Here is a 23,531-nt window from a genome sequence, read left to right on the forward strand (position 1 = left end):
TTCGTCGCACAATGGCGCTTGTCCGGACCGGTGAATCCCGCTTCCTTGGCCACGCTTCTGAACATTTGGGGACCAGCGTGGCAAACACCGGCCGACGAAAGAACATCCTGCTCATCACCTGTGACCAGTGGCGCGGCGACAGCCTGTCGGCCGTCGGCCATCCGGTCGTCCGCACGCCCAATGCCGACGCGCTCGCCCGCGAAGGCGTGCTGTTCAGCCGCCATTACGCCGGCACCGCGCCGTGCTCGCCGGCACGTGCCTGCCTCTATACCGGCCTCTATCAGATGAACAACCGCGTCTGCCGCAACGGCACACCGCTCGACGACAGGCACGACAACATCGCCCGCGCCGCCCGCCGCGTCGGCTATGACCCGACCCTGTTCGGCTACACCGACGTCTCGCCCGACCCGCGCACCCGCGCGCCCGGCGACCCGTTCCTGCGCACCTATGAAGGCGTCTTGCCCGGCTTCACCACCAGGCAGCTTCTGCCCGAACACCAGAAGGCCTGGCTGTCCTGGCTCGCCATGCGCGGCATCGATTCCAGCGCCGGCTTCCCCGACATTCATCGCCCGGCCGACACCGGGGCACCGGAAGTGAGCTCCGCCGTGCCCGTCTATTCCGCCGACGATACCCCGGCCGCCTTCCTCGCCGGCGAATTCCTGCGCTGGCTCGGCGAACAGGACCAAAGCGAGCCCTGGTTCGCCCATGTCTCGTTCCTCAGCCCGCATCCGCCCTTCATCGTCCCGGAGCCGTTCAACACCATGTACGACCCGGCCGAAGGGCCTGCCTATCATGGCGCCGCAAGCGTCGAAGCGGAGAAGGCCAGCCATCCCTTCCTCGCCTATCACCTCGAGCATCACCAGAAAAAATCGAGCTTCATCCCCGGGGCAACAGGCACCGTCGGCGATTGGAGCGAGGACGAGTTCCGCAAGATCCGCGCGCTCTACTACGGCATGATCTCGGAGGTCGATTCCCAGCTCGGCCGCATCTGGCAGGGCATCAGGGACAAGGGCGACTGGGACGACACCATCGTCATTCTTACTTCCGACCACGCCGAGATGATGGGCGACCATTTCATGCTCGGCAAGGGCGGCTGGTTCGACGGCAGCTATCACCTCCCGCTCATCGTCAAGGCGCCCGGTCACGACGCGGCGGCAGGCACCCGGGTCGACCATTTCACCAGTGCCGTCGACATTATGCCGACCCTGCTCGACCTGATCGGCGGCGAACCCTTGCCGCATCTCGACGGCCAGTCGCTGAAACCATTCCTGGACCGCAAAGAACCCGAAACCTGGCGCGACGCAGCCTTTTGGGAATATGACTTCCGCTCGGTCGCCGAAGGCACCACCGAAGCACATTTCGGCCTCGGCTCGCGCGCCCTCAACCTCGCTGTCATCCGCACGGTAGCGGTCAAGTACGTGCATTTCGGCGGCGGCCTGCCGCCGCTGCTCTATGACCTCGCCAACGACCCCGGCGAAACGCGCAACATGGCCGATGATCCGGCCTGGCTACGCATACGCCTGGAATTCGCCGAGCGGCTGCTTGCCTGGCGTGCACGGCATCTCGACCAGTCGCTTGCCCTGTCGGAACTCGCCGCCGGCGGCGCTACCGGCCATTTTGCCAGGCTGCCCTGAAACGCTCTCCTGAAACGCAGAAGACCCGCGCCGAAGCGCGGGCCTTCCGGCTCCGATGCCGCGCGACGGTTCTGTCGCGCGGCACCTGGTCCGCCGCATCTACTGGGTGATGATCAGGCGCTGCTCGTCACGCTTCGCAGCCCAGCTGCTGGCGTCGTAGGCCGGCTGGGCCTCGAGCTGCTCCTTGTTGAAGTTCGTGTAGAGATACTTGTTGCCATCGGCGTCGACCATGAAGGCAAGGTTGTCGCTGCCGACCGCGACCTTCTTTTCGCCCATGCCGAGGAAGCCGCCGACATCGATGACATAGGCGTCGATCTTGCCGTCCGCCGTCATCAGGATATCGCCGATCTCGCCGATGTTGGCGTCATCGGCACCATAGACCGTGGTGCCCATCAGCTCTTCGGCACGCAAGTCGGCGGCAGGCATTTCCTTGAGCGTCGACTTGTCGATCGCCGCGGTCTTGGTGTCGTCGGTCGTGGCCGCGTCAGGCGTCGTCGCCGCTGGGGCCTCGGCACTCTGGTCGGCCGGCGGGGTCGTGGCTTCCGGCGTTGCCGGCGCAACCGGTGCCTGCGCGGTCTGGTCGGCCGCCGGCGCTGCCGGATCGGTCGCCGCTACGGGTGCAGGGGCGGGATCATAGCCGCGGCGGTCGAAATCGGGCAGCGCCTGCAGCTGTTCCTTGGTCGTCGCCATCACCAGCCAGCGGTCGCCGTTCTTCTCGGCCCAGTCGAATTCCTTGTACGGCAGGGCGACGTTCTTTTCGCCGATGCCGAGGAACCCGCCGACGCCGATGATCAGCTGGTCGGCCGTGCCGTCGGCGGCAAGCACGATGTCGTTGACGTTACCGATGTTCTCGGCGTCGTCGGCAGCACTGTTGTAGACCTTCTCGCCGATGATGTTGGTGGCGAGGAAGCCGTCGGCGTGCGGAATCACCTCCGGGGTTGCCGGAGCTGCTTCGGTCGGGGCGGCCGGAGCCGGCGCAGGAGCCGTGGTGTCCTGGGCATAGGCTCCGGTGGCGAGCAGGGCTGCGATAGCGGTCGTGGCCAAAAGATTGCGGATCATGGTAAAGTCTCCTCGTGCGTGTTTCATGCATGCCGCGCCTGGATCAGTCTTTTGCGGGAAGGGTCCGGCGCGGCCCTTACCGGTTCACAACGTCGCGATCCCGTCATGGTTCCGAATTTTGCCCCGCTGATTTCCCCCGATACGGGTTCCGGTACCATGCTTCGCTGACCCAGCGGGCAATTCGAAAAGTTATTTGCTGACGTCTACTTAGCCCGGCGTCGTGGTCGACTGGGTGGCGTTCTTGTCGATCATCTCGCCGTAGAATTCTGCGCCGCCCCAGGCAGCGAAGGCCAGCAGCATTGCCGCCAGGAGCACGAGCAGCACATGGCGGCCGCGCGTCCCCTGACGCGCTTTCCGGGCTGGAATGATCTTGGTCATCGGTACTCTCCCTTCGGGTTCGGATAGGGCTAACGACCGTCTTCCGGCATGGTTCCGCTGTTTCGGCCAAGGCTTTTCAAGCGCGCTTCGCCCGTCTAGTTTCCATTCTGGGAAGGGGGCCGTCGTGCAGGACAACGAAACCATCGACGCTGGCGTGGTCGAAAGCGACCAGGACAAGGCAAGCGTTGCCGGCGCTGCCGAAGCCCTGCCCGATCCGGATTTCGACCGGCTGACCAGCCTCGCGGCGGCACTCTGTCAGGCACCCGCCGTCCTGCTCACGCTGGTCGATACGGCAGGTGTGCAATCGATCCACTCGCATGTCGGCATCGATGCCGGCGAGGCCGCCTACGTGATCGCTGCCGCTTCGCCGAGCCCGGCTTTCGCCTTCCGCTTCGCCGTGCCGATTGTCGCCGCTGGCAGCCAGGTCGGATCGCTCATCATCCTCGACCGCGAGCAGCGTCCGCCGCCTGAGCCTGTACAGGTCCAGCACCTCGAGGCGATCGCCGGGATCGCCGCCAGCCTGGTCATGCTGCGCACCCGATCGCAGGCTGGCGCCCGCGCCGAGGCCGCCCTGGCCCATGCCGAGACCCGCCGGGCGGTCGCGCTCGAAGCGGCAGCGCTGGCAAGCTGGGTCTGGGATCCGCGCACGGGCGTGGTCGAATGCGACACGCTCCTGCCCGAGCTCTTCAACATGCCCCCGGCAACCAGGATGCGGGCGCGCGACATCGTCGTTGCCATCGACCGGCGCGACATCGACAAGACGCGCAAGATGTTCCGCGAGGCGCTCGAAGGCAGTGACGACTACTCCGGCGAATACCGCATCAAGGGTCCCCATCCCCTGCGCTGGCTGGCGGCCCGCGGCCGGGTCGTCGAACGCGATGCCGACGGGCGGCCGACGCTGGTCTTCGGCGTCAACTACGACGTCACCGAACGCCGCCACGCCGAGGAGCGCCAGCGCCTGCTGCTGCGCGAGATCAACCATCGCGTCAAGAACACGCTGGCGACCGTGCAGGCGCTCGCCACCCAGACCGTGCGCTATGCCCGCGAGCCGCGCGAGTTCCTCGACGCCTTCAGCCAGCGGCTGCGCGCCCTCGGCCTCGCCCATGGGCTTCTGTCGGAATATGAGTGGCGCGGCATCGGCATCCGCGATCTCTCCAGGATGGAGCTCAGCCCGTTCGACGACGCCGACGTGCCGCGAATTTCGATCGTCGGCCAGGATGCGCTGCTGACGCCCGACCAGGCGCTGGGCCTCGCGCTCATCCTCCACGAACTCGCCAGCAACGCGCTGAAATACGGCGCGTTGTCGGTGCCGGGCGGCAAGGTGTCCCTGTCATGGACGATCAGGGGCGGCAAGGGCGCAAAGCGCCTGCACCTCGAATGGATGGAGCGCGGCGGCCCGGAAGTCGAACCGCCCCAGCATCATGGCTTCGGTTCGATCCTCATCCGGCGCAGCCTGGCCAAGGTGATCTCGAGCGAGGTCAGGCACGAATTCCCTCCCGAAGGCGTGCGGGCGGAGATCTCCTTGCCGTTCGGCGAGCCCGCAGAAACCACCGCCTAGCTAGGCGGTCATTCGCCGGCCACCCCGTCGCTGTCGTCCGGCTTCCTGTTTTCGCGGTAGATGGCATAGGCAGCCAGTGCCACGACCGGCCCCAGCATCGCGCCGATGCCGCCCTTGCTGCGCAGCAATGCCGGCAGCAAGGCTACGGCCGCCGTAGTGCCGAGTGCGGCAAGGTCGGTGCGCCGGCGGTTCCGGTCGGCGCGAGCGCGGGAGCCGGCGGCGAGCTTGTGGATGAGCAGGATCAGTCCGGCGAGCACCAGGAAGCCCAGGCCGAAGCCGAGCGCTGCCTCGACGTGACCAAACCTTCGTGCCGCCCAGACGAAGGCGGCGCCGACAAGGAAGCCCACGCCGCACAATGCGGCCAGTCCGGCCGCCAGATAAGCGACCGCCGCCCTGCGGGCGCGCCGCAGGGCCAGTGTCGTCTCGCCGGTGGCGAAACCCGCAATCAGTGATGCCAGCATGGGTCCCCCGGCCACCGACTAGCGCCGCGCCAGAAGCGCGACGAGAAAACCGACGCCGGCGGCGATGGCCAGTGACGTCACCGGCTTTTCGCGCACGGTGGCCATGAACTGTTCCTCGATGTCCCTGGCATTGCTGCGCAAGGCCTTGACGGCTGCATCGCTTTGCGCCTTCAGCTGGTCCGCGCCTTGTGCCGCCGCCCGTCGCGCCGCGCCATAACCGTGCTCTCCGGTCGCCGCCAGCTGCTTGGCGAGCGCTTCGATGTCGGCCTTCAATTGCTTGATGTCGGCTTCGAGGTCCGGGGGCGTCTTGGTGCCGTTGCCGGGCTTTCCTGCGGCTGTCGCCATGTCGATACTCCTTGCGTTCGATGGGGTCGAAACGCCCTATGCGCCCGTCGGTTCCCGTCGCCGCAGGAACCATCGCCGACCGCCGGACGTTTTGCCAGTCCCGTCGAGCTGGAAACCGTCGATGTCGAACCGCACCATCAAGAAGGCACCGACCGTTCGCCTGCCGCCGAAATCGAACTTCGAACTGCTGCTGGTGCGCGGTTCGCAGGTGTCGATCATCTTCGTCGGGATCATCGCCACCGTGTTCGCGCTCCACGCCGGCGAGTTCATCCTCACCCCGATCGGCCTCGGCGTCGTCATCGGCCTGATGCTGGGCCCGCTGGCCTCCCGGCTCGAGCGGCCCGGCGTCCCGCCGGCGCTGTCCGCCGCCGTCGTGGTGTTGCTGTTCATCCTCGCCGTCGGCATCTTTGCGCTTCTGGTCGCCTCGCCGCTCAGCTTCTGGCTTCAGCGCCTGCCGCAGATATGGGCCCAGCTGGCCACGCAGCTGTCCGAACTGCAGGGGCCTCTCGAAACCTTCAAGAGCATGCGCGAGCAATTGCGCCAGGTCACCGGCGGCGAAGGCGTTTCGGTTTCCGTCGACGAAGGCATGGGTGTCGAGACGATGGCGACCCTCGCTCCTGCCGTCGTCGCCCAGGTGCTGCTGTTTTTCGCCAGTCTCTATTTCTTTGTAGCAACCCGCTACCAGACCCGCACCGCCATCCTTCGCGTCTGCTTCAACCGCCGCCTGCGCTGGCGCGTCGCCCATATCTTCCGCGACGTCGAACAGCTCGTCTCGCAATATCTGCTGTCGATCACCGCGATCAACTTCGCCGAAGGCCTGACTGTCGGCATCGGGCTTTACCTTCTCGGCGTGCCCTCGGCACCCCTGTGGGGGGCGTTGGCGATCGTCACCAATTTCGTGCCTTTCGTCGGCCCCCTGGTCATGGTGGTCATCCTGTTCGCCGTCGGCCTGACCGAGTTCGACACCATCGGCACCAGCCTGCTGCCGGTCGCGCTCTATCTCGGCGTCAACACCATCGAGGGCCAGTTCGTCACGCCGATGGTCATCGGCCGCACGATGACGCTCAATCCCTTCGTCGTTCTGCTCGCCCTGGCGTTCTGGATCTGGCTGTGGGGCGCCATCGGCGGCTTCATCGCCATCCCGGCGCTGCTCGTCGGCTACGCCATCATCCGCAACGTGCTGCCGGGCGTGAACTGGGGCGTCGACGACCTGGACCGCCAGTACGGACGCTAGATGTCGCGTCCCGGCATTGGCCGTTGCGACCTAAGCCGGCAGCCGAAACCACAGGCTGCGCCGGCAAACCGGCGCAGTCGGTGCGAGCCCGGCTAAGTCCGTGGAATATCTAGAAACGCCACGTTGCGCCCAGAACCGGACCGCTTAGGCGCGTGTCGTAGACATGGCCGCCGCTGTCATAGTCGACATCGAGCACCTTGTACCCTGCCGACACGGAAAGACGATCGGTGACGACGTAGTTGGCCGTTCCAAGCACTGACCAGGTGAAGTCGGAGCCCGCACCGAAGCCGCCGATATCGGCCTGCCCCTGCAAAGACAGCTTTTCCGTCACGGGCACGAATGCGCGCAGCCCCACCACGGGATCCACCCAGCCGAAGCTTTCGCCATGGCTGGCGGAGCGGCTGCCAATGAGGGCGTGACTCGCAGTAACCGTGACGTCGTTTGAAATGTGCCAGAAGCGTACGCCGCCAAGCGCGTCGAGGGTGAATTGCGGCGTGTCGATGACACGGTAGCCGCCCTGAAGCGTGGCCATGAACTGCTTGCTGTCGACCTTGGCATCGACGCTCGCGCCCGCCGGGATCGGCACGCCCAGGCCCGGAATCTGCATCGCCGGCAACGGACCGGAACCGTGGCCGTCCGATGTGTCGACATACATCACATCGCCCGAGAAGACGAAGCGGTCATAGCGTCCCCACACATTGACGAAGCCGCCGAAATTGAGATCGTCCATGACGTCGGAGAACGATTTTTCGACGTGCATCGTCGGGCCGCGCTGGAACGGCGAGATGCTGCCCTCAAGGCCGGCGGCCCACATGTAGGGCGTGATCCGCAGCGTCCGCAGCGGGCGCTCGGTCACCTCAGGCGCCGGCTCCTCCGGAAGGCCGAGGACGGTGTCGGCGGCGTGTGCCGCCTGCAAGCCACAGAGGGACAGGGCAACGATGATGGCAAATCGGTTCAAGGCTCTTTCCTCTGTCAGGCCGAAAGCGTGTTCTTGTGAATGCGCCCATCCTTCATGACGAGCGTCATCGTCCGGTCCGGATCGGCAATCAACGAGATGTCCTCCAGCGGATTGCCGTCAACGACGAGAATGTCGGCATAGGCTCCCGCCTCGATGCGGCCGAGCCGTGCCGGATAGGGATTGCGCGGACCCGACAGAGCCGCAAGTTCGGCATTGCCGCTGGTCAGGAGGCGCAAGACGTCCGCATTGTCGTACCAGCGGGCAAACTTGGCGAGTTGCCGCCCTTGCGTCGCGGTTCCCTTCGGGTTGAACAAGATGTCGGTGCCGAGTGCCATGTTGACCCCGTGCTTGCGCCCCAGTTCGACCGCCCTGGCTGTGCCCTCGGCGATCTGCTGCTGCTGCGCCCGCTGCTCCGCCGAGGCATAGGTGTTGGCATCCTCGTCGGCAAGAAAGGGTTGGATGCTCCACCACGCGCCCGCATCCGCCATGCGCTTGACCGTCTCGTCGTCGGCCAGTTGGCCGTGCTCGATCGATTTCACCCCGCAGGCGAGCGCCCGCTGCACGGCGGCAGCCGTGTAGGCATGGATGCAGACATATGTGCCCCAATCCGCGGCTGCGCCCACCGCCGCCTTCATCTCGGCTTCCGAATATTGCAGGGCATCGACAGGATCGTAGGACGAGGCCACTCCACCGCCGCCCATGATCTTGATCTGGCTGGCTCCGAGCATCAGCTGCTCGCGTACCCGGCGAAGCACTTCCGCCTCACCGTCGGCGATCGCCGAAATGCCTGCTTGCTCCGCAGTGCTGAGATCGCTCTGCGGCGTACGCGGCAAATCCGTGCGCATGCGAAAGTCGCCGTGCCCGGACGTCTGCGAAATCATGGCGCCGGAGGGATAGATGCGTGGTCCCGCAATGCGCCCCTCGTCGATGGCGCGCTTGAGGGCAAACGATGGCCCTCCCACATCCCTGACCGTGGTGAAGCCACGCAACACGGTGCGCTCGGCCTCTTGGGCGGCGACGAGATGGACATAGGGGATATCGGCGGTCATCGCCACCATCTGGGAGATGCCGGCAAGGATCGAATGCCAATGCGCGTCGATCATGCCCGGCATCAGCGTGCGTCCGCCGCAGTCGATCACGTCGGCATCGGCGACCGTATCCGCGGATGCGACCAGGGCCTTGATGAGCTTGCCTTCGATCAGCACGCCCTGGCCCTCGACGCGCTTGCCATTCGTGCCGTCGAAGATGTTCACGTTCGTCAGCAGGATCGGCTTTGTCGCGGTTTGCGCGAAGGCAGGGCTGACGATGCCGAGGACAGGGGCGGCAAGGCTTGCTGCAACCCCCTTCAGCACCGAACGGCGCGACAGCCCCGTATCGAGGCGTGCAAGCAGTTGCTGCGCTTGCGGGCTGTGGCAGGCGCAGCCCTTGCCATGGGCCAGGTGCTGATATCTCGGACCAAAGCGAAACAACAAGATTCGTCCCCTCTCACGCGTTCAATCGTTCTATGCCAATCCGGCGAAGATCAATCAACTCATCAAGTCGGCTGGCTTCCAATAGGCGGCCGGCCTGATAGTAGTCGAGCAGTCGACCGGAAATTGAGGGCAAGAGAAGCCATGATCTTGAAAAAACGTTCATTCGCCGCTGTCTGCATCGCTGCGCTCATGGCAACGACCATGCTGGTTGTGCCGGCGGCTGAAGCTTGCACGCGCTTCGTCTATCATGGTGCGAACGATGAAGTTATCACCGCGCGTTCCATGGACTGGAAGCTCGATGTCGGCACCAATTTGTGGGTGTTCCCGCGTGGCATGAAGCGGTCCGGAGAGGCCGGGCCGAATTCGGTCGAGTGGACGTCGAAACATGGCAGCGTCATAGCAACCGGCTATGACATCTCGACAACCGATGGCATGAACGAGGCTGGCCTTGTCGCCAACGTGCTATGGCTGGTGGAATCCTCCTACCCGGAATACGACGGCAAGAAGCCCGGCCTGACGATCGCGGCGTGGGCGCAATATGTACTCGACAATTTTGCGACCGTGCAGGAAGCGGTCGATACGCTGGCCAACGAACCCTTCACCGTCGTCACCGACAGTGTTCCTGGCGAAGAGAGGCTTGCGACCCTGCATCTCTCGCTCTCGGATGCCAAGGGCGACAGTGCCATCATCGAGTATATCGACGGCAAGCAGGTCATTCACCACAGCCGCGATTATCAGGTGATGACAAACTCCCCGGTCTTCGAAAAGCAGCTTGCGCTGAACGAATACTGGAAGCAGATCGGCGGCACGGTCATGCTGCCTGGCACCAATCGCGCCTCCGACCGTTTCACGCGCGCCTCCTTCTATGTGAACGCGATCCCGAAGAGCGAAAACCCGGTCGAAGCGATCGCAAGCGCCTTCAGCGTGATCCGCAACGTATCGGTTCCTTTTGGCATCACCACGCCGGATCAGCCCAACATATCCTCGACGCGCTGGCGCACCGTATCCGACCACAAGCGCAAGCTCTATTTCTTCGAGTCGGCGCTGACCCCGAATGTCTTCTGGGTCGACCTGACCAGGCTTGATTTCACCGCGGAGACCGGCAAGGTGATGAAACTCGACCTCGGCCCCAACCAGACGCATATCTACGCGGGCATGGCCAACGATCAGTTCAAGGAAACCGCACCTTTCGAATTCCTGGGACTTTGAGCCAAAGGCACGATGCGTCTTGTGCCGATGTCGGCATAAGACGCATCGGACGGCGGCACCGTTTGGCCAGGCAGCGAAGACAGATCGGCGCGGCGGCGGGCTCGTCAGTGTTGGACCAGCCGCTAGAGCAGCGGACGCACATGCTCGGCAAGGCCGCCCCAGTCGGCCAGCGCCATCAGCCCCTCGATGTCGAGCACGGTGCACCCGCCGTCGCGCCATTGCACCAGCTTGCGATCGATCAGCTTTCGGATCGTCTTGTTGGTATGGACCAGCGAGAGACCGAGCGTGTCGGCAACATGTTGTTGCGTGATTGGAATATCGACCTTGCCCTTGCCGTTCATGCCGACCTTGCGTGCCCGGCTCGCGATGAAGGCGAGAAGATAGGCGGCCCGCTCCAAAGCCGAGCGGCGCCCGATGCTGAGCAAGGCCTCGTCGAGCATGCGCTCCTCGCGCGCGGCGATCCATGTGATGTCGTAGGCGAGACCAGGATAATCGCGATAGAGCTCCATCAGCCTGTCGCGTTCGAACATGCACAGCAGCATGGGTGAGAGTGCTTCGACCGAGTGCTGCATCTCGCCCATCAGGCTTCCCTGAAGCCCGATCATGTCGCCCGGCAGTACGTAGTTCAGGATCTGCCGCCGCCCGTCCTCCAGCAGCTTGTAGCGAAAGCCCCAGCCCGACAGCACCGTGAAAAGATGCGCGCTGTTGCTGCCTTCCGACAAAAGCGTTGCACCCTTGTCCACCGCCAGTTCGCCCCGCTTGAAGCTGCTGACGAAAGCCAGTTCCGGCTTCTCGAATTCCCTGAACGCCGGCATCTGCCGCAACGGGCAGCTCTCGCACGGAACCTGCCGCGTCATCTCGGTTGAGTCACCCCGCCCTGTCATGCAACCTCCTGATTGTGCTCGGCAACGCCGCGGCTGGATAAAGGTTCCGGACCGTCCCGACCATGTCTTTTTTAAATGACACAGGCTTCGACTACCGCCATCTTCGGCTGCGATTCCATGGAGTGTCAGCCACGTGCCAGCCCCGCTTTCAGGACTGCGTATCCTTGTGCTTGAAGACGAGGCGTTGATTGCGCTCGATGTCGACCAGCTCTGCCGCGACCACGGCGCCGAGGACGTCATCCTCGCCGCCAACCTGCGCGAAGCCCAACTGGCCGCGATGCCCTATGACGTCGCCATCATCGACGTCATGCTGGACGGCGAGCCGACGCTCGACTTTGCACGCAGCATCCAGGCCGCCGGCGTTCCTTTCGTCTTCGCCTCGGGATACGACCAGCTGGACGAACTCTTTGCCGGCTTCCCGGATGTCCGGCTGGTCAGCAAGCCCTACTCCGGCGAAGACCTCGTCGAGGCCGTCACCGCGAGCATCCGCAAGCTCTCGGCGTCAGCTGACGGTTGAGCCCATGACCTGGGCGGCGATCGCGTCCGGCCCGTAGTCGGCTTCGCCCGAAATGTCGAGGATCTCCTGCAGCCTGTTGCGGGCGCGGCTGACGCGGCTCTTGATCGTGCCCACGGCGCAACCGCAGATGTCCGCCGCCTCTTCATAGGAGAAGCCCGACGCGCCGATCAGGATGATCGCTTCGCGCTGGTCTTCGGGAAGCTGCTCCAGCGCCTTGCGGAAATCGTCGAGGTCGAGCCGGCCGGGCTGGCTCGGATGCACCGCGAGCCGCGCCGTCAGCAGGCCGTCGCTGTCCTGCACCTCGCGTCCGCGCTTGCGCATCTGCGAGTAGAACTCGTTGCGCAGGATGGTGAACAGCCAGGCCTTCAGATTGGTGCCGGGCTGAAAGCTCGACTGCTTGTCCCACGCCTTGACCAGCGTTTCCTGGACAAGGTCGTCCGCCCTGTCGGCGTTCTGCGACAGCGACATCGCAAACGCCCGCAGGCCGGGGATCGCCGCGAGCAAGTCGCCTTTGAAACCAAGGGATGCTGCCATGCCTGCTCAGTCCTTCTGCTGTGCGGGTTCAGCTTCTTCCAGCTGGCTGAGCAACTGTGCGAAACGATCCGGCACGTCGTCGGACACCAGGTCATCGTAATATTGTTTGAGTTTTCTGCCGATTTCGGAATTGGCCCCGAGAGGTTCGCCGTCGCGGCGATGAATCGGCCCGGCGCTGCTGACGCCACTGGTCTGCCTGGTCATATGCTTGCTTTGCCCTTTTGCACCGTCAGACGTCCCGCTCCCGATATGACGGCGCGCAACTACCTTGTCCGGTTTCCCGAATTTTGCACCCAACTCCCCAAATGCGGATAGGTTCCACGAGAGAGGAACTTTTGCACAGGCAACGCGTTGTGCCTCGCTTCCATGAAGATATGACAGCGTCACATGAGGGAAACGTCTAACATGACCCTATCCACGAGAATTGCACCGCACCTGCCCTATCTCCGTCGCTTCTCGCGTGCGGTTTCAGGCTCCCAGGCAAGTGGTGACGCATTGGTGGCCGCGATGCTCGAAGCGCTAATCGACGACATTGACGTGTTCCCGTCCGCCTCCAATGACCGCATCGCGCTCTACAAGGTCTTTGCCCGACTGTTCACCTCCGTTTCGATCCGGGTCCCGCAGGAGCAGTCGCCTTTGGCATGGGAAAAACGCGCCGCGGCCAACCTGTCGGCGATCGCCCCGCGCCCGCGCCAGGCCTTCCTTCTTGTCGCCGTCGAAGGTTTCAACGACGTCGAGGCGGCCGAGGTGCTCGATACCGACCAGGAAGAGTTCGCCCTGTTGCTGCAGGAGGCGAGCGGCGAGATTTCGCGCCAGGTCGCAACCGACATCCTGATCATCGAGGACGAGCCGCTGATTGCCATGGACATCGAGGAGATGGTGGAAAGCCTCGGCCATCGCGTCGTCGGAACGGCGCGCACCCACGCCGAGGCAGCCGCGCTGTTCAAGCGCACGCGGCCGCAGATGATCCTCGCCGACATCCAGCTCGCCGACGGCAGTTCCGGCATCGAGGCCGTAAACGAGATGCTGGCGGCACGGCCGCTGCCGGTGATCTTCATCACCGCCTTTCCCGAACGCCTGCTGACCGGCGAACGCCCCGAGCCGGCGTTCCTCGTCACCAAGCCGTTCAACCCCGAAATGGTCAAGGCTCTGATCAGCCAGGCATTGTTCTTTGACAGGCAGGCAAAGGCTGCGGCATAGCGCTTTTTACAACCGCCCCAGGGAACCAACCTTGGGGCGGCACGTTTTTCATTCATCATTTGAAGGAGATAGATCATGCTTTATTGGGCGCTCGTATTCCTTGTCGTTGCGATCATCGCCGGCGCCCTTGGCTTCGGCGGCATCGCCGGAACGTCTGCCGGCATCGCTCAGATTCTGTTCTTCATCTTCCTCGCCTTCCTGGTGATCTCGCTGATCGCAGGTCTGTTCAGGCGCGCATGATGTCGCCGACACGCTCGTCAAGATGAAGAACCCTCCCGAAACTGGAAGCCGGCCCCCTCAGTCGGAGTCCAGCGCCGCCGGGTAGCGCTCCTCAAAGAAGCGTTGCCCGGCGGTACCGTTTCAGCCGTACCGGAATGCCCGCATCGCGTCACCGCAAGGCCGAGGAACCAACGAAGGCGGCTCGTCCATGGCCAATCCCTCACCAGCAATGGGAAAAAGCTCGAGACTGGACGCCGCCTTTTTGCATGCCTCCCGCAATGCCGGAATTGCCGTCCTCTACCAGGATCGCAAGCTGCGGACCGTGTGGTCGCACAATCTCCAGCCGCCATGGCAGGACGTCATCGGGGGACATGGAACCGACGGCAACCTGCTGCCGCCGCAGCAGGCCGACCGCCTGGTCGCCGCCAAGAAGAACGCCCTCGCCACCGGCAATTCCGGCGGCCTCGAAATCAGCCTGGCCGACAAATCCTCCGGCATGCGCTGGTACGACGTCTGCATCGACGCCGACCGCTCGCCGCAGGGCCAGGTCCAGGGCGTGGTCGTTACGGTCATCGAAACCACCGAGCAGAAACGGCGCGAACAGGCATTGACCGCGCTGTTGCGCGAAGTCAGCCACCGCTCCAAGAACCTGCTCGCCATCATCCAGAGCATCGCCAGCCAGACCGGCCACTATTCCGACTCCATCGACGGTTTTCTCGAACGCTTCCGCGGCCGGCTCCAGTCCATTGCCTCGTCGCAGGATTTGGTCACGTCGTCCGACTGGCGCGGCGCCGGCTTCCGCGAACTGGTGATCGGCCAGGTCGCGCGCTGCAGCATCGACACCGGGCGCACCCTGCGCATCTCCGGCGACGACCCCTACCTCAATCCAAACGCCGCCTTGCACATTGGCCTGGCCGTGCACGAACTGGCCGTCAACTCGGCAAGCTATGGCGCCCTCGCCCGCACTGACGGCTACGTCGAGGTGACCGCCCGCTCGGCGGCGGACGCCCACGGCGCGATGCAAGTCACAGTCTGCTGGATCGAGGCGATCGGCGCGGTTCCCGACGGCGAGGTGCGCAAGAAGCGCTTCGGCAGCGTGGCGCTCGAGCGGGTCGTCCCGGCCGCGCTCGACGGCAGTGCCAAGCTCGAGATCGGCCCCGACAGGCTGGAATATCGGCTCGTTATGCCCAGGGCCAATTTCCAGCTGGATTGAGTCGGCTCGATCGGTCGGTTTCAATCGATCGAGCTATGTTTTGCGGCGGAACCTTTGGCCCCGTCTCCTCGTTTCTTGGCGAAGGTGATTTGCCATGGAACACATCGCAGCACTTCTTTTTGTCGTTTCCTGCTCGCAGGATCTCTCCGGCTGCCGGGAAATCCCGGCGCCGACACCATTGTTCGAGGTTTTCGAGGATTGCCAGGCCGAACTGCCCAAGGCCATCGGCATCCTCGCGCCGCAGTATCCGCGCATCCTTGCCAAATGCCTCGAAGTCGACCCCGCGCTTGAGGATGATTACAACCAGCTGACCTGGAATGTGCTGCCGAACGGCACGCTCGACGCTTCTCTTTCCGTCACCAGCGTCATTGCCGCTTCCGAGCCGGCTCAACCGGGGGAAGCGTACCTTCACTAACCGAATCGCAGCGCGCATAGCCGCGGCCCACGCCGCAATCCTTGTCATGTGCGCGCGCTTGCCACCCCTAACCGCTTGAATTTACGTATGGCCTCGAAAAATGATTCCGCATGTCGAGGCGATGCGCTAAGTGTCCAACGGGACGATGTTAAAGTGAGAGGACTGATTGAATGAAGAAAGTTATTCTTGCGCTTGTAGCCGTCGTTGCAATCTCCGGCTGCACGACCACCGAACGTGACGTTGTTACCGGCACGGGCGTTGGTGCAGTCGCCGGCGCCTTGATCGGCGGCGGCAGGGGTGCGGTCATCGGCGGTGCCGTCGGCGCGGCCTCCGGCCTTCTGGTTCGAAACCTGCGCAACGGCTACTGCGAATACCGCAACAGCCGTGGCCAGATCTACACCGCGCGCTGCCGCTAAGCCTGCGGCACGACCAAATCGCCCGGCGACGGCTCTGCCCGTCGGCGGGCTTTTCTTTGCCCGAACAGCCCGCTCAGCCGCGATAGGGAATGTCGATCTCGACCTTCAGGCCGTCAGCGCCATAGGTCCGCTCGATCCTGCCATCCAGTTCGCGCGTGATGTTCATGTCGATCAGCTTGGTGCCGAAGCCGACCTTTTCCGGTTTGGTCACGCCATTGACGTTGCGTTCGGTCCAGCTGAGCAGCAACCGCCGCCCCTTTCCCTTGCCGGACAGGCGCCAGGCCACCTTCAGCCCGCCCACGGAATTGTCGCCGTCGCCATATTTCAGCGCGTTGGTCGCCAGCTCGTGGAAGGTCAGCCCCAGCGCCTGCGTCGTCGTTTCGTCGAGCTCGACGGCCTGCCCGGCGATCACGCCTTCGGGCAGTTCCTTGCCGAACACCTGGCCCAGTTCGGTGCGCAGCAATTCGCCGAGGTCGGCTTTCTGCCAGCGCGAGCGCGTCAGCATGTCCTGGGACGCCGCCATCGCCTGCAGCCGCGCCGAAAACGACGCGGAGAACTCCTCGATGTCCTTGGCGCCCGATGCCGTCTGGCGCGCCATGGCCAGCACCCGGGCGATCGAGTTCTTGATGCGATGCTTCATTTCCTGAAGCATCAGCTCCTTTTCGAGCAGGCTCTTTTCCGTCGTCTCATGCAGTTGCGCCGCCACCTGGTAGGCGCGCTGCTGATAGCGCGCCACCAGCGCGATGGCGGCAGCGAGCACCAGTCCGAACAGCCCGAGCATCAGCGGCGCGGCGCGCGGCGACGGAGGCTCGAAGGCCGTGCTGGGACGGAAATTGACGATCCACTTGCGTCCCGCCACCGTGGTCTCGCGCGTCACCGAAAAAGCCTCGGCATAGCCAGTGTCGGGCCGCGCCTGCGAGCGAAACAGCAAGCTGTCATCATCCCGCGTCCCGTCGAACACCTCCACCGCCACAGGCAGCAACGGCGCCTTGCCGAGTGCTGCCTGGAACAGCTCCGCGGTGCGGAACGCGACATAGAGGAAACCGGCCGGTGCCGCCCCTTCCCCCTCGGGGCGGTCGACACGCGCAAACACCAGAATGCCCGGTTCCCGCACGCCGTCCTTGCTTTGACCGAGCAGGACGCGCCCTGTCCCGCGCGGATCGCCCTTGGCCGCCATCGCCGCCTCGATTGCCGGGCGTCGCAGGGGATCGGTGGCCATGTCGAAACCCATCGCGTCGAGGCTGGCCTTGCTCATCGGCTCGAACAACACCACCGGCGCGCGCCAGTTCAGGCTGGTTTGAGGGAACGGCTTGCGGTCGATGCCATAGCCGGCCTTCAGCTCGCGGGTGATCGCGTCGTCCCGGCTGGCCTCGGCAAAGCGGAGGAAACCGATGCCGCGCAGGCCGGAAAAACCCTTGGCGACGCCCAGCGAGGTGAAGAAGGCGCGAAACTCGTCGCGCGAGATGTTGCCCTTCTGGGCGGCAAACATCGCCTGCGTTGCATGCAGCAGGGCGAGATCGAACTCGACCCTGCCCTCGATGCGGTTGAGGGCGTCATCGGCCACCGACTGGAACTTGATGCGGGCCGCCTCGATGGTGGCAAGGTATACGAGCCCCGCCATCGTCAGGCTCACCAGCGTGACGCCAACAAAGATCAGGCTTGGAAAGTACTTTCTCAATTCTGGCCGGCTCGTCTCACTCCTCGCTCATTAAAGCATGATCGCGAAAAGTCGAAACTGCTTTTCGCGATCACACATTGAGGTGGTGAGCCGGCTCCGCCGGTTGGCGCGGAACTCAGGCTGCGATTTGCATCGCGCCAGGCCCAGGAATCGCCCCGGGCGGGCACTTGCCGAGGATGATCATGCCGAGCACCTCGTCCTTGGTCACGTCCTGGGTGCGGGCCGTGCCCACCACCTGGCCGTTCTTCATCACGCAGACGCGGTCGGCAAGGTCGAACACATCGTGGATGTCGTGGCTGATCAGGAAGATGCCGATGCCATCGGCCTTCAACTGCTTGACCAGCTCGCCGACCTGGGCCGTCTCCTGGGGGCCGAGCGCCGCCGTCGGCTCGTCCATGATCAGGATGCGGGCGTTGAAGAGGATCGCCCGCGCAATCGCCACCGACTGGCGCTGGCCGCCCGACAGCTTGCTCACCGGCTCCTTGAAGCGCTGGAAGCGCGGGTTGAGCCGGCCCATCACCTTGCGTGCCTCGGCCTCCATGGCGACGTCGTCGAGCGTGCCGTAGGCGGTCATGATCTCGCGTCCGAGGAAGAGGTTGGCGGCGGCATCGACATTGTCGGCCAGCGCCAGCGTCTGGTAGATCGTCTCGATGCCATATTTCTTGGCGTCGCGCGGGTTGGAGATCGATGCCTCCTCGCCGCGGACGAAGATCGCGCCGCTGTCGCGCTTGTAGGCACCCGACAGGATCTTGATCAGCGTCGACTTGCCGGCACCGTTGTGGCCAAGCAGCGCCACCACCTCGCCGGGATAAAGATCGACCGAGGCATCGTCGACGGCGCGGATGCCGCCGAAGGCGATGGAGATGTTCCTGAGGTCGACGAGCGGGATACGGGTCTGTTCCATGATCTTGGCTCCCGGATTTCGTTAGACGCGCTTGCGGTAGAGCGTGTCGAGCCACACGGCCACGACCAGCACCAGGCCGACAACGATGTTCTGCAACGGCGTGTCGAGGCCCAGCAGCACCATGCCCGACTGCAGCGACTGCATCAGAAGCGCCCCCAGCATGGCACCTGCGACAGTGCCGGAACCGCCAGCGAGCGACGTGCCGCCGATGACCGCCGCAGCGATGACCAAAAGCTCGTCGAGCGTGCCCATGACGTTGGTCGAGGCATTCTGGCGCGCCGACGAGATGGCGGCGCTGATCGCCGTCAGCAGGCCCATGATCATGAAGATCTTCATCGTCACCCAGCGGGTGTTGATGCCGGCGAGTTCAGCCGCCTCCGGATTGCCGCCAATGGCAAAGACATAACGGCCGAAGCGCGTGCGGGTGGTGATGAACGTCATGATGACGCCGATGGCGACTGCGATCAGGACCGGAATGGCGATGCCGTGGGCGATGAACAGGCCGCCCTCGGGGATGGTGATGCCATTGGCCTCGGCGTAGCGGCGCACGATGCCGATCGGCCAGGGATACGAATTGGCGACCCAGATCGCGCCGAGGATGGCGCCGCAGGTGACTGTCCCGAGGAACACTTCGGCCCAGACGGGACGCAGCGGGAACTTGAAGCGCTGGCGCTGGCGGCGGCCGTTGAGCAGCATCACCACCACAGCCACACAGGCGACGACCGCGATGATCCAGCTGGCAGTCGCCCCGATGGAACCGGCCGGACCGCCGCCCATCAGTTGGAAGGTCGGGTCGAGCGGCGCGACCGTGCGCCCCGACGTGACCCACCAGGCAGCACCGCGCCACACCAGCAGCCCGCCCAGCGTGACGATGAAGGCCGGAATGGCGAGATAGGCGATCAGGAAGCCCTGGAAGGCGCCGATGACAAGGCCCATGGCGAGGCCGACGCACAGCGCGATGACCCAGATCCACGGGTCGCCGAGCGGCAGGCCGATGATGCGCGGCAGGAACTCGGCCTGTGTCACGCCCATCACCATGCCGATGAAGCCCTGCACCGAACCGACCGACAGGTCGATGTTGCGGGTCACGATGACCAGGACCATGCCCGTCGCCATGATCGCCACCGAGGCCGACTGGACCGACAGGTTCCAAAGGTTGCGCGGCGTCAGGAACAGCCCGCCCGAGAGGATGTGAAGCCCGACCCAGATCAGCAGCAGCGCGCCGATCATGCCGAGCATGCGGGTGTCGATCTCCGTGTCGCGGAGAAAGCGTCCGACAAGGCTGAGTTCGGTCGTTCGCGCTCGGTCGGCCGGCGCGTTGGTTGTCGTGTCTGTCATTGTTACCTCCCGACCGGATGGCCGTCTAAGCGGCAGCCGGTGTGCGCATGATAGGGTCAATCCGCCATGTCATGAAGCGGGCGCTTTTGAAAAACGCCGCGGCAAGCCGCGGCGTTTGACCGATCGGATGAAGCCGATCCTCAGTTGCAGGCAGCGACCGAACCGGCGGCCACGCCCTGGCAGACCACGTCCTTGCCAACCCAGCCGGCGTCGATGACGACGTTGAGGTTGTCCTTGGTGATCGGAACGGGGGTGAGGAAGACGGAGTTCAGTTCCAGGCCGCCGGGCGTCTTGAACTTGGTGACGTTGGCGATCTCTTCCATCTTCTTGCCGTCGGCGAGCTGCGAAGCGATCTCGGCGGCATTCTTGCCGAGTTCGCGCGCGTCCTTCCACACCGACACGGTCTGCGTGCCGAGCGCGATGCGGTTCAGCGCGGCATGGTCGCCGTCCTGGCCCGACACCGGCACCGAGCCGGCAAGGCCCTGCGCCTGAAGGGCAGCGATCGCACCGCCGGCGGTACCGTCGTTCGATGCCACCACCGCGTCGACCTTGTTGTCGTTGGCGGTCAGGAACTGTTCCATGTTCTTCTGGGCGTTGGCCGGCAGCCAGCCGTCGGTGTAGGCCTCGCCGACATTCTTGATCTTGCCGGCGTCGATGGCTTCCTTGAGCACTTCCATCTGGCCGGCGAACAGGAAGTCGGCGTTCGGATCGGCTCCGCTGCCCTTGATGAAGACGTAGTTGCCTTCAGGCTTGGCGGCGAACACGCCCTTGGCCTGCATGCGGCCGACTTCCTTGTTGTCGAAGGTCAGGTAGAAGGCGTCCTTGTTTTCGATCAGGCGGTCGTAACCGACGACCGGGATGCCTTCGGCGACGGCCTTGTCGACGGCCGGACCGATGGCGCTGGCGTCCTGTGCCAGGATGATCAGCGCGTTGGCGCCCTGCGAGATCAGGCTTTCGACGTCCGTCAGCTGCTTGGCCGGCGACGACTGCGCGTCAGCTGAGATGTACTTGTCGCCGGCAGCCTCAATGGCGGCCTTCATGGCGGCTTCGTCGGTCTTCCAGCGTTCTTCCTGGAAGTTCGACCACGACACGCCGACGACCTTGTCCTTCGCCTCGGCAACTGCCGCAAGCGACAGCGACATGGCGACGCCCGCCAGGATGGCGGTGGTAAACTTCTTCATGATTTCCTCCCTGCGCCCAACGGGCGCGCCTGCTTCGCGATAGCCCTTGGAGAAGCTCTTTTTTTCGAGCCTCGAAAAAATAGTGACTCAACCGCCTGTCGCTGTCAACATGGTTTCGCAGCGCCCTGGTATTTTTTTCGGAGCTCGAAATAAATAAAGACATTTGCCCTCCGCTCTGTCACAATGGCTTGGCGCGATAGGGACTGCCGCATAACAAGGCAGCGCTTCGCCGGGAGGAAGACGAGCACATGTCGGTCGGCATACGTCACGACGATCTGAGACGACGCAATCGAGCTATGGTTATATCCGCAGTTCGCCGCGCCAGCCAGCCTTCGCGCACGGAGATTGCAGCGACCACCGGCCTCAGCCATTCCACGATATCGACCATCTCCTCCGACCTCATCGCCGAGGGCATCCTTGCCGAAGCCAAGGGCTTCGAACCGGCCGCCATGAAGCGCGGCCGGCCGCAGGTCGCGCTGGCGCTCGAACCCAGGGCGGCGTCCATCGTTGCCGTCGTGCTTTCGCTCAACAGCCTTTCGGCCGCGGTCATCGACTATGCCGGCAACACCATGGCCGAGGACACCCGGCGGCTGGTCACCCAGCGCATGCCCGCCGAGGCGCTGATCAGCGAATGCATCGCCATGATCCGGCGCCTGATCGACGGCGCCGACACCTCCGCCGGGCCCGTCCTGCGCATTGCGATCGCGGTCCAGGGCATCACCGATTCCGGCTCGCGCAAGCTGCTGTGGTCGCCGATCACCCGGCACGACGACATCCCCTTCGCCGACCGCCTCGAACAGGAGTTCGGCGTGCCGGTGACGGTGGAGAATGACTGCAACATGATCGCCGAGGCCCTGCGCTGGCGCGATCCCCTCCGCTATCGCGACGACTTCATCGCCATCCTCCTGTCGCACGGCATCGGCATGGGCCTCGTCATCAAGGGCGAGTTGTTTACCGGCACCCAGTCGTCCGGCGCCGAATTCGGCCATATGATCCACCGCCCCGACGGCGCGCTCTGCCGCTGCGGCCGCCGTGGCTGCATCGAGGCCTATGCCGGCAACTATGCCATCTGGCGCAACGCCAGGCTGGGCGACGAGAATGCCGAGCCGCTGGCCGACCTCTCCGACGACGACATCACCGCGCTCGCCGATGCCGCCCGCGACCATGACGGTCCCGAGCGCGAAGCCTTCCGCAAGGCGGGCGAGGCCATCGGCTTCGGCCTCGGCTCGATGTTCGCCCTCTTCGATCCAGCACCGCTCGCCTTCGTCGGTGTCGGCGCCACGGCGTTCGACCTGATGGAGCCGCATGTGCTGTCGGCCATCGCCAAGACCGCCGGCGGCCTGCACTCGAAGGCGATCTCGTTCGACACCGAGCCCAACGAGGTTCCGCTCAAGCGCGAGGGCGCGATGATGCGCGCCCTGCTCCATGTCGACCAGGAAATCTTCGCCGCAGGCCCGGCGTCGCGACCGCCTGCGACCGACGTCGCCTAGAGCAATTCCAGGAAAAGTGTGCAGCGGTTTTCCGTCCGGAATTGCGCAAAAACAAGAGCATGGAGCGTTTTCGCGTTTCGAAGAAAAGCGGAAACACTCTAGCCGTCAGCGGGCGCTGTTTCTCTTCCTGCTCCAGGTCGAAAGGAAGGCCGCAGCGCGCAGCAAGAGCACCGACAGCACCGCCGTCACGAACGGCCATTGCAGCGGGTTCGGCTCGGGCGTCTGGCGATGGAAGCTCAGGAAGTGCATGAACAGGAAATAGCCCGTGTGCAGCACGGCCAGCCCCCACAGCACCGCTGCGCCGTTCTGCAGGAACTTCCACACCGGGGAACCAAGCAGCCGGATCGAGCGGTCGTTCGAGGTCAGCATGAGCATGAGCGCATAGGCCAGCGCGGCAATGCCGAGCACGTTGGCAAGGCCGAAGCCATGCTGGAACATCACATACTCCCCCGTCTGCGGCACGATTTCGAAGCCGAAGAGCCGCGCAAGATCCCACTCGACCCAGCCGCCGAGGATGACCACCGTATGCACAGCCGCCAGAAGCGTCGCATGGATGCCGGTCTCGCGCCGATAGGCGACTATCCGCAGCAAGACGGGCCACAGGCGCGAGCCTGGCCCGATCGACATGGTGATCGCCAGCATCGCCAGCGATGCGTCCGCGAATGCGCGGTTCCATCTGTGCATCGGGCTCCACTGCCCGTGCACGAGGGCGAACGCGTAGACCAGCGCCGACGAAAGGCCGATGACCACGACATGGCGAAGCAGCGTCCGGCGCCAGGCAAAGGCAACGGGCCGGTCGGCGCGCGCGGCGGGGACGGTCACTTCGGAAACTCCAATTGCGTTGCGTCTGCATGCTCCGCGCGGCGAGCCCGCATTTCATGCCATGACGCGATGGCAAGAAGCGCAATGCCAAGTGCTGCAATCAATGGCCGGATCGGGTCGAACCAGGTCATCAGCAATTCGCCTCCGAACAGCAGCATGAGCAGTTTGTTGCAGGTCGGGCATGCGATGCCGATGAAGCCCGCCACGCCGCCGGCGCCCGCCCGGCGGGCCGAACAGAAGGGGCGTCGCACGGCAACGTAGAGCCCCGAGAGCGCCGACAGGACCGCCAAGGCAGGCAGTTCCCATCCCGCGACGGGGGTCATCCGGACAAACAGCGGATTGTCCCAGAGCGCCGAGACGGTGCCCAGCGCGGCAAAGCTCAGGATGGCCATGGCCATCCCCTTGAGAACGG

General features: G+C 64.6%; 26 protein-coding genes. 11 read left to right on the forward strand and 15 right to left on the reverse strand.

The window, feature by feature from the left end; translation table 11 throughout:
- Positions 1-77 precede the first annotated feature (77 nt).
- Positions 78-1,634 (forward strand): alkaline phosphatase family protein, encoded by a 1,557-nt coding sequence (locus ASC75_RS10320; protein ID WP_055974139.1) that lies wholly within the window; start codon positions 78-80, stop codon positions 1,632-1,634.
- A gap of 99 nt (positions 1,635-1,733) precedes the next feature.
- Here the strand turns inward: ASC75_RS10320 and ASC75_RS10325 are convergent, their stop codons facing one another.
- Positions 1,734-2,693 (reverse strand): PRC-barrel domain-containing protein, encoded by a 960-nt coding sequence (locus tag ASC75_RS10325; protein WP_055974143.1) that lies wholly within the window; start codon positions 2,691-2,693, stop codon positions 1,734-1,736.
- Positions 2,694-2,900: 207 nt separating this feature from the next.
- Entirely contained in the window at positions 2,901-3,071 is a 171-nt protein-coding gene (locus tag ASC75_RS26420; RefSeq protein WP_184117371.1) for a hypothetical protein, read from the reverse strand.
- A gap of 154 nt (positions 3,072-3,225) precedes the next feature.
- Between ASC75_RS26420 and ASC75_RS10330 the strand changes: the two genes are divergently transcribed.
- Positions 3,226-4,629: a sensor histidine kinase gene (locus tag ASC75_RS10330; protein ID WP_244487820.1), complete on the forward strand. Its 1,404-nt coding sequence runs from the start codon at positions 3,226-3,228 to the stop codon at positions 4,627-4,629.
- A gap of 8 nt (positions 4,630-4,637) precedes the next feature.
- On the opposite strand, the gene ASC75_RS10335 is transcribed toward ASC75_RS10330, so the two are convergent.
- Both ASC75_RS10335 and ASC75_RS10340 read right to left on the reverse strand, forming a co-directional pair.
- Positions 4,638-5,090: a hypothetical protein gene (locus ASC75_RS10335; protein WP_055974146.1), complete on the reverse strand. Its 453-nt coding sequence runs from the start codon at positions 5,088-5,090 to the stop codon at positions 4,638-4,640.
- A gap of 18 nt (positions 5,091-5,108) precedes the next feature.
- Positions 5,109-5,435: a DUF883 family protein gene (locus ASC75_RS10340; RefSeq protein WP_055974150.1), complete on the reverse strand. Its 327-nt coding sequence runs from the start codon at positions 5,433-5,435 to the stop codon at positions 5,109-5,111.
- A 121-nt stretch (positions 5,436-5,556) separates the two neighbouring features.
- Between ASC75_RS10340 and ASC75_RS10345 the strand changes: the two genes are divergently transcribed.
- On the forward strand, positions 5,557-6,669 hold the full coding sequence (locus tag ASC75_RS10345; RefSeq protein ID WP_055974153.1) for an AI-2E family transporter: 1,113 nt from the start codon (positions 5,557-5,559) through the stop codon (positions 6,667-6,669).
- 109 nt (positions 6,670-6,778) lie between these two features.
- Here the strand turns inward: ASC75_RS10345 and ASC75_RS10350 are convergent, their stop codons facing one another.
- Both ASC75_RS10350 and ASC75_RS10355 read right to left on the reverse strand, forming a co-directional pair.
- A complete protein-coding gene (locus ASC75_RS10350) occupies positions 6,779-7,525 on the reverse strand; it encodes a hypothetical protein (RefSeq protein WP_244487821.1) in 747 nt (248 codons plus the stop codon).
- 116 nt (positions 7,526-7,641) lie between these two features.
- On the reverse strand, positions 7,642-9,099 hold the full coding sequence (locus ASC75_RS10355) for an amidohydrolase family protein (protein WP_348271288.1): 1,458 nt from the start codon (positions 9,097-9,099) through the stop codon (positions 7,642-7,644).
- A 189-nt stretch (positions 9,100-9,288) separates the two neighbouring features.
- Here ASC75_RS10355 and ASC75_RS10360 point away from each other — a divergent pair, with 189 nt between their 5' ends.
- Positions 9,289-10,308, forward strand: coding sequence for a linear amide C-N hydrolase (locus tag ASC75_RS10360; RefSeq protein WP_244487822.1), 1,020 nt, complete (start codon positions 9,289-9,291; stop codon positions 10,306-10,308).
- Between the two features lie 122 nt (positions 10,309-10,430).
- Here the strand turns inward: ASC75_RS10360 and ASC75_RS10365 are convergent, their stop codons facing one another.
- Positions 10,431-11,165, reverse strand: a complete 735-nt coding sequence (locus ASC75_RS10365; RefSeq protein WP_244487807.1) for a Crp/Fnr family transcriptional regulator — start codon at positions 11,163-11,165, stop codon at positions 10,431-10,433.
- Between the two features lie 160 nt (positions 11,166-11,325).
- Between ASC75_RS10365 and ASC75_RS10370 the strand changes: the two genes are divergently transcribed.
- Complete coding sequence (locus ASC75_RS10370) at positions 11,326-11,709, forward strand: response regulator (RefSeq protein ID WP_055974163.1); 384 nt, start codon at positions 11,326-11,328, stop codon at positions 11,707-11,709.
- On the opposite strand, the gene ASC75_RS10375 is transcribed toward ASC75_RS10370, so the two are convergent.
- On the reverse strand, positions 11,695-12,243 hold the full coding sequence (locus ASC75_RS10375; protein ID WP_055974166.1) for a sigma-70 family RNA polymerase sigma factor: 549 nt from the start codon (positions 12,241-12,243) through the stop codon (positions 11,695-11,697). The two genes, ASC75_RS10370 and ASC75_RS10375, sit on opposite strands and share 15 nt — an antisense overlap.
- A 6-nt stretch (positions 12,244-12,249) precedes the next feature.
- Positions 12,250-12,447 (reverse strand): NepR family anti-sigma factor, encoded by a 198-nt coding sequence (locus ASC75_RS10380; RefSeq protein WP_055974169.1) that lies wholly within the window; start codon positions 12,445-12,447, stop codon positions 12,250-12,252.
- A gap of 201 nt (positions 12,448-12,648) precedes the next feature.
- On the opposite strand from ASC75_RS10380, the gene ASC75_RS10385 reads away from it, so the two are divergent.
- The 5 genes from ASC75_RS10385 (at position 12,649) to ASC75_RS10400 (ending at position 15,706) form a co-directional block, all read left to right on the forward strand.
- Positions 12,649-13,443 carry a response regulator gene (locus ASC75_RS10385; RefSeq protein ID WP_055974171.1) on the forward strand — a complete coding sequence of 265 codons (795 nt, stop codon included), beginning with the start codon at positions 12,649-12,651 and terminating at the stop codon, positions 13,441-13,443.
- Positions 13,444-13,518: 75 nt separating this feature from the next.
- Positions 13,519-13,683, forward strand: a complete 165-nt coding sequence (locus ASC75_RS25405) for a DUF1328 domain-containing protein (RefSeq protein WP_018429836.1) — start codon at positions 13,519-13,521, stop codon at positions 13,681-13,683.
- Positions 13,684-13,924: 241 nt separating this feature from the next.
- The gene (locus ASC75_RS10390) at positions 13,925-14,875 is read left to right on the forward strand and encodes a sensor histidine kinase (protein ID WP_343065627.1); all 951 of its coding nucleotides are present in this window, start codon (positions 13,925-13,927) and stop codon (positions 14,873-14,875) included.
- Positions 14,876-14,969: 94 nt separating this feature from the next.
- Positions 14,970-15,290 carry a hypothetical protein gene (locus tag ASC75_RS10395; protein ID WP_055974176.1) on the forward strand — a complete coding sequence of 107 codons (321 nt, stop codon included), beginning with the start codon at positions 14,970-14,972 and terminating at the stop codon, positions 15,288-15,290.
- 170 nt (positions 15,291-15,460) lie between these two features.
- Positions 15,461-15,706 carry a YMGG-like glycine zipper-containing protein gene (locus ASC75_RS10400; RefSeq protein WP_055974179.1) on the forward strand — a complete coding sequence of 82 codons (246 nt, stop codon included), beginning with the start codon at positions 15,461-15,463 and terminating at the stop codon, positions 15,704-15,706.
- A gap of 73 nt (positions 15,707-15,779) precedes the next feature.
- On the opposite strand, the gene ASC75_RS10405 is transcribed toward ASC75_RS10400, so the two are convergent.
- From ASC75_RS10405 to xylF, 4 genes are all read right to left on the reverse strand, one after another.
- Entirely contained in the window at positions 15,780-17,327 is a 1,548-nt protein-coding gene (locus tag ASC75_RS10405) for a CHASE domain-containing protein (RefSeq protein ID WP_244487808.1), read from the reverse strand.
- A gap of 172 nt (positions 17,328-17,499) precedes the next feature.
- A complete protein-coding gene (locus tag ASC75_RS10410) occupies positions 17,500-18,288 on the reverse strand; it encodes an ATP-binding cassette domain-containing protein (protein ID WP_055974184.1) in 789 nt (262 codons plus the stop codon).
- A 21-nt stretch (positions 18,289-18,309) separates the two neighbouring features.
- Complete coding sequence (locus ASC75_RS10415) at positions 18,310-19,626, reverse strand: sugar ABC transporter permease (RefSeq protein WP_055974187.1); 1,317 nt, start codon at positions 19,624-19,626, stop codon at positions 18,310-18,312.
- A 140-nt stretch (positions 19,627-19,766) separates the two neighbouring features.
- The gene (gene xylF / locus ASC75_RS10420; protein WP_055974190.1) at positions 19,767-20,807 is read right to left on the reverse strand and encodes a D-xylose ABC transporter substrate-binding protein; all 1,041 of its coding nucleotides are present in this window, start codon (positions 20,805-20,807) and stop codon (positions 19,767-19,769) included.
- Between the two features lie 248 nt (positions 20,808-21,055).
- On the opposite strand from xylF, the gene ASC75_RS10425 reads away from it, so the two are divergent.
- Complete coding sequence (locus tag ASC75_RS10425; RefSeq protein WP_055974193.1) at positions 21,056-22,297, forward strand: ROK family protein; 1,242 nt, start codon at positions 21,056-21,058, stop codon at positions 22,295-22,297.
- 105 nt (positions 22,298-22,402) lie between these two features.
- Here ASC75_RS10425 and ASC75_RS10430 read toward each other — a convergent pair whose 3' ends face one another.
- Positions 22,403-23,119 (reverse strand): ferric reductase-like transmembrane domain-containing protein, encoded by a 717-nt coding sequence (locus ASC75_RS10430; RefSeq protein ID WP_200943449.1) that lies wholly within the window; start codon positions 23,117-23,119, stop codon positions 22,403-22,405.
- Positions 23,116-23,511, reverse strand: coding sequence for a hypothetical protein (locus tag ASC75_RS10435; RefSeq protein WP_156381194.1), 396 nt, complete (start codon positions 23,509-23,511; stop codon positions 23,116-23,118). Before ASC75_RS10435 ends, ASC75_RS10430 begins: the two co-directional genes overlap by 4 nt.
- Positions 23,512-23,531: the final 20 nt, after the last annotated feature.

This window comes from Aminobacter sp. DSM 101952 (assembly GCF_001424795.1).
Classification (GTDB): Bacteria; Pseudomonadota; Alphaproteobacteria; order Rhizobiales; family Rhizobiaceae; genus Aminobacter; species Aminobacter aganoensis.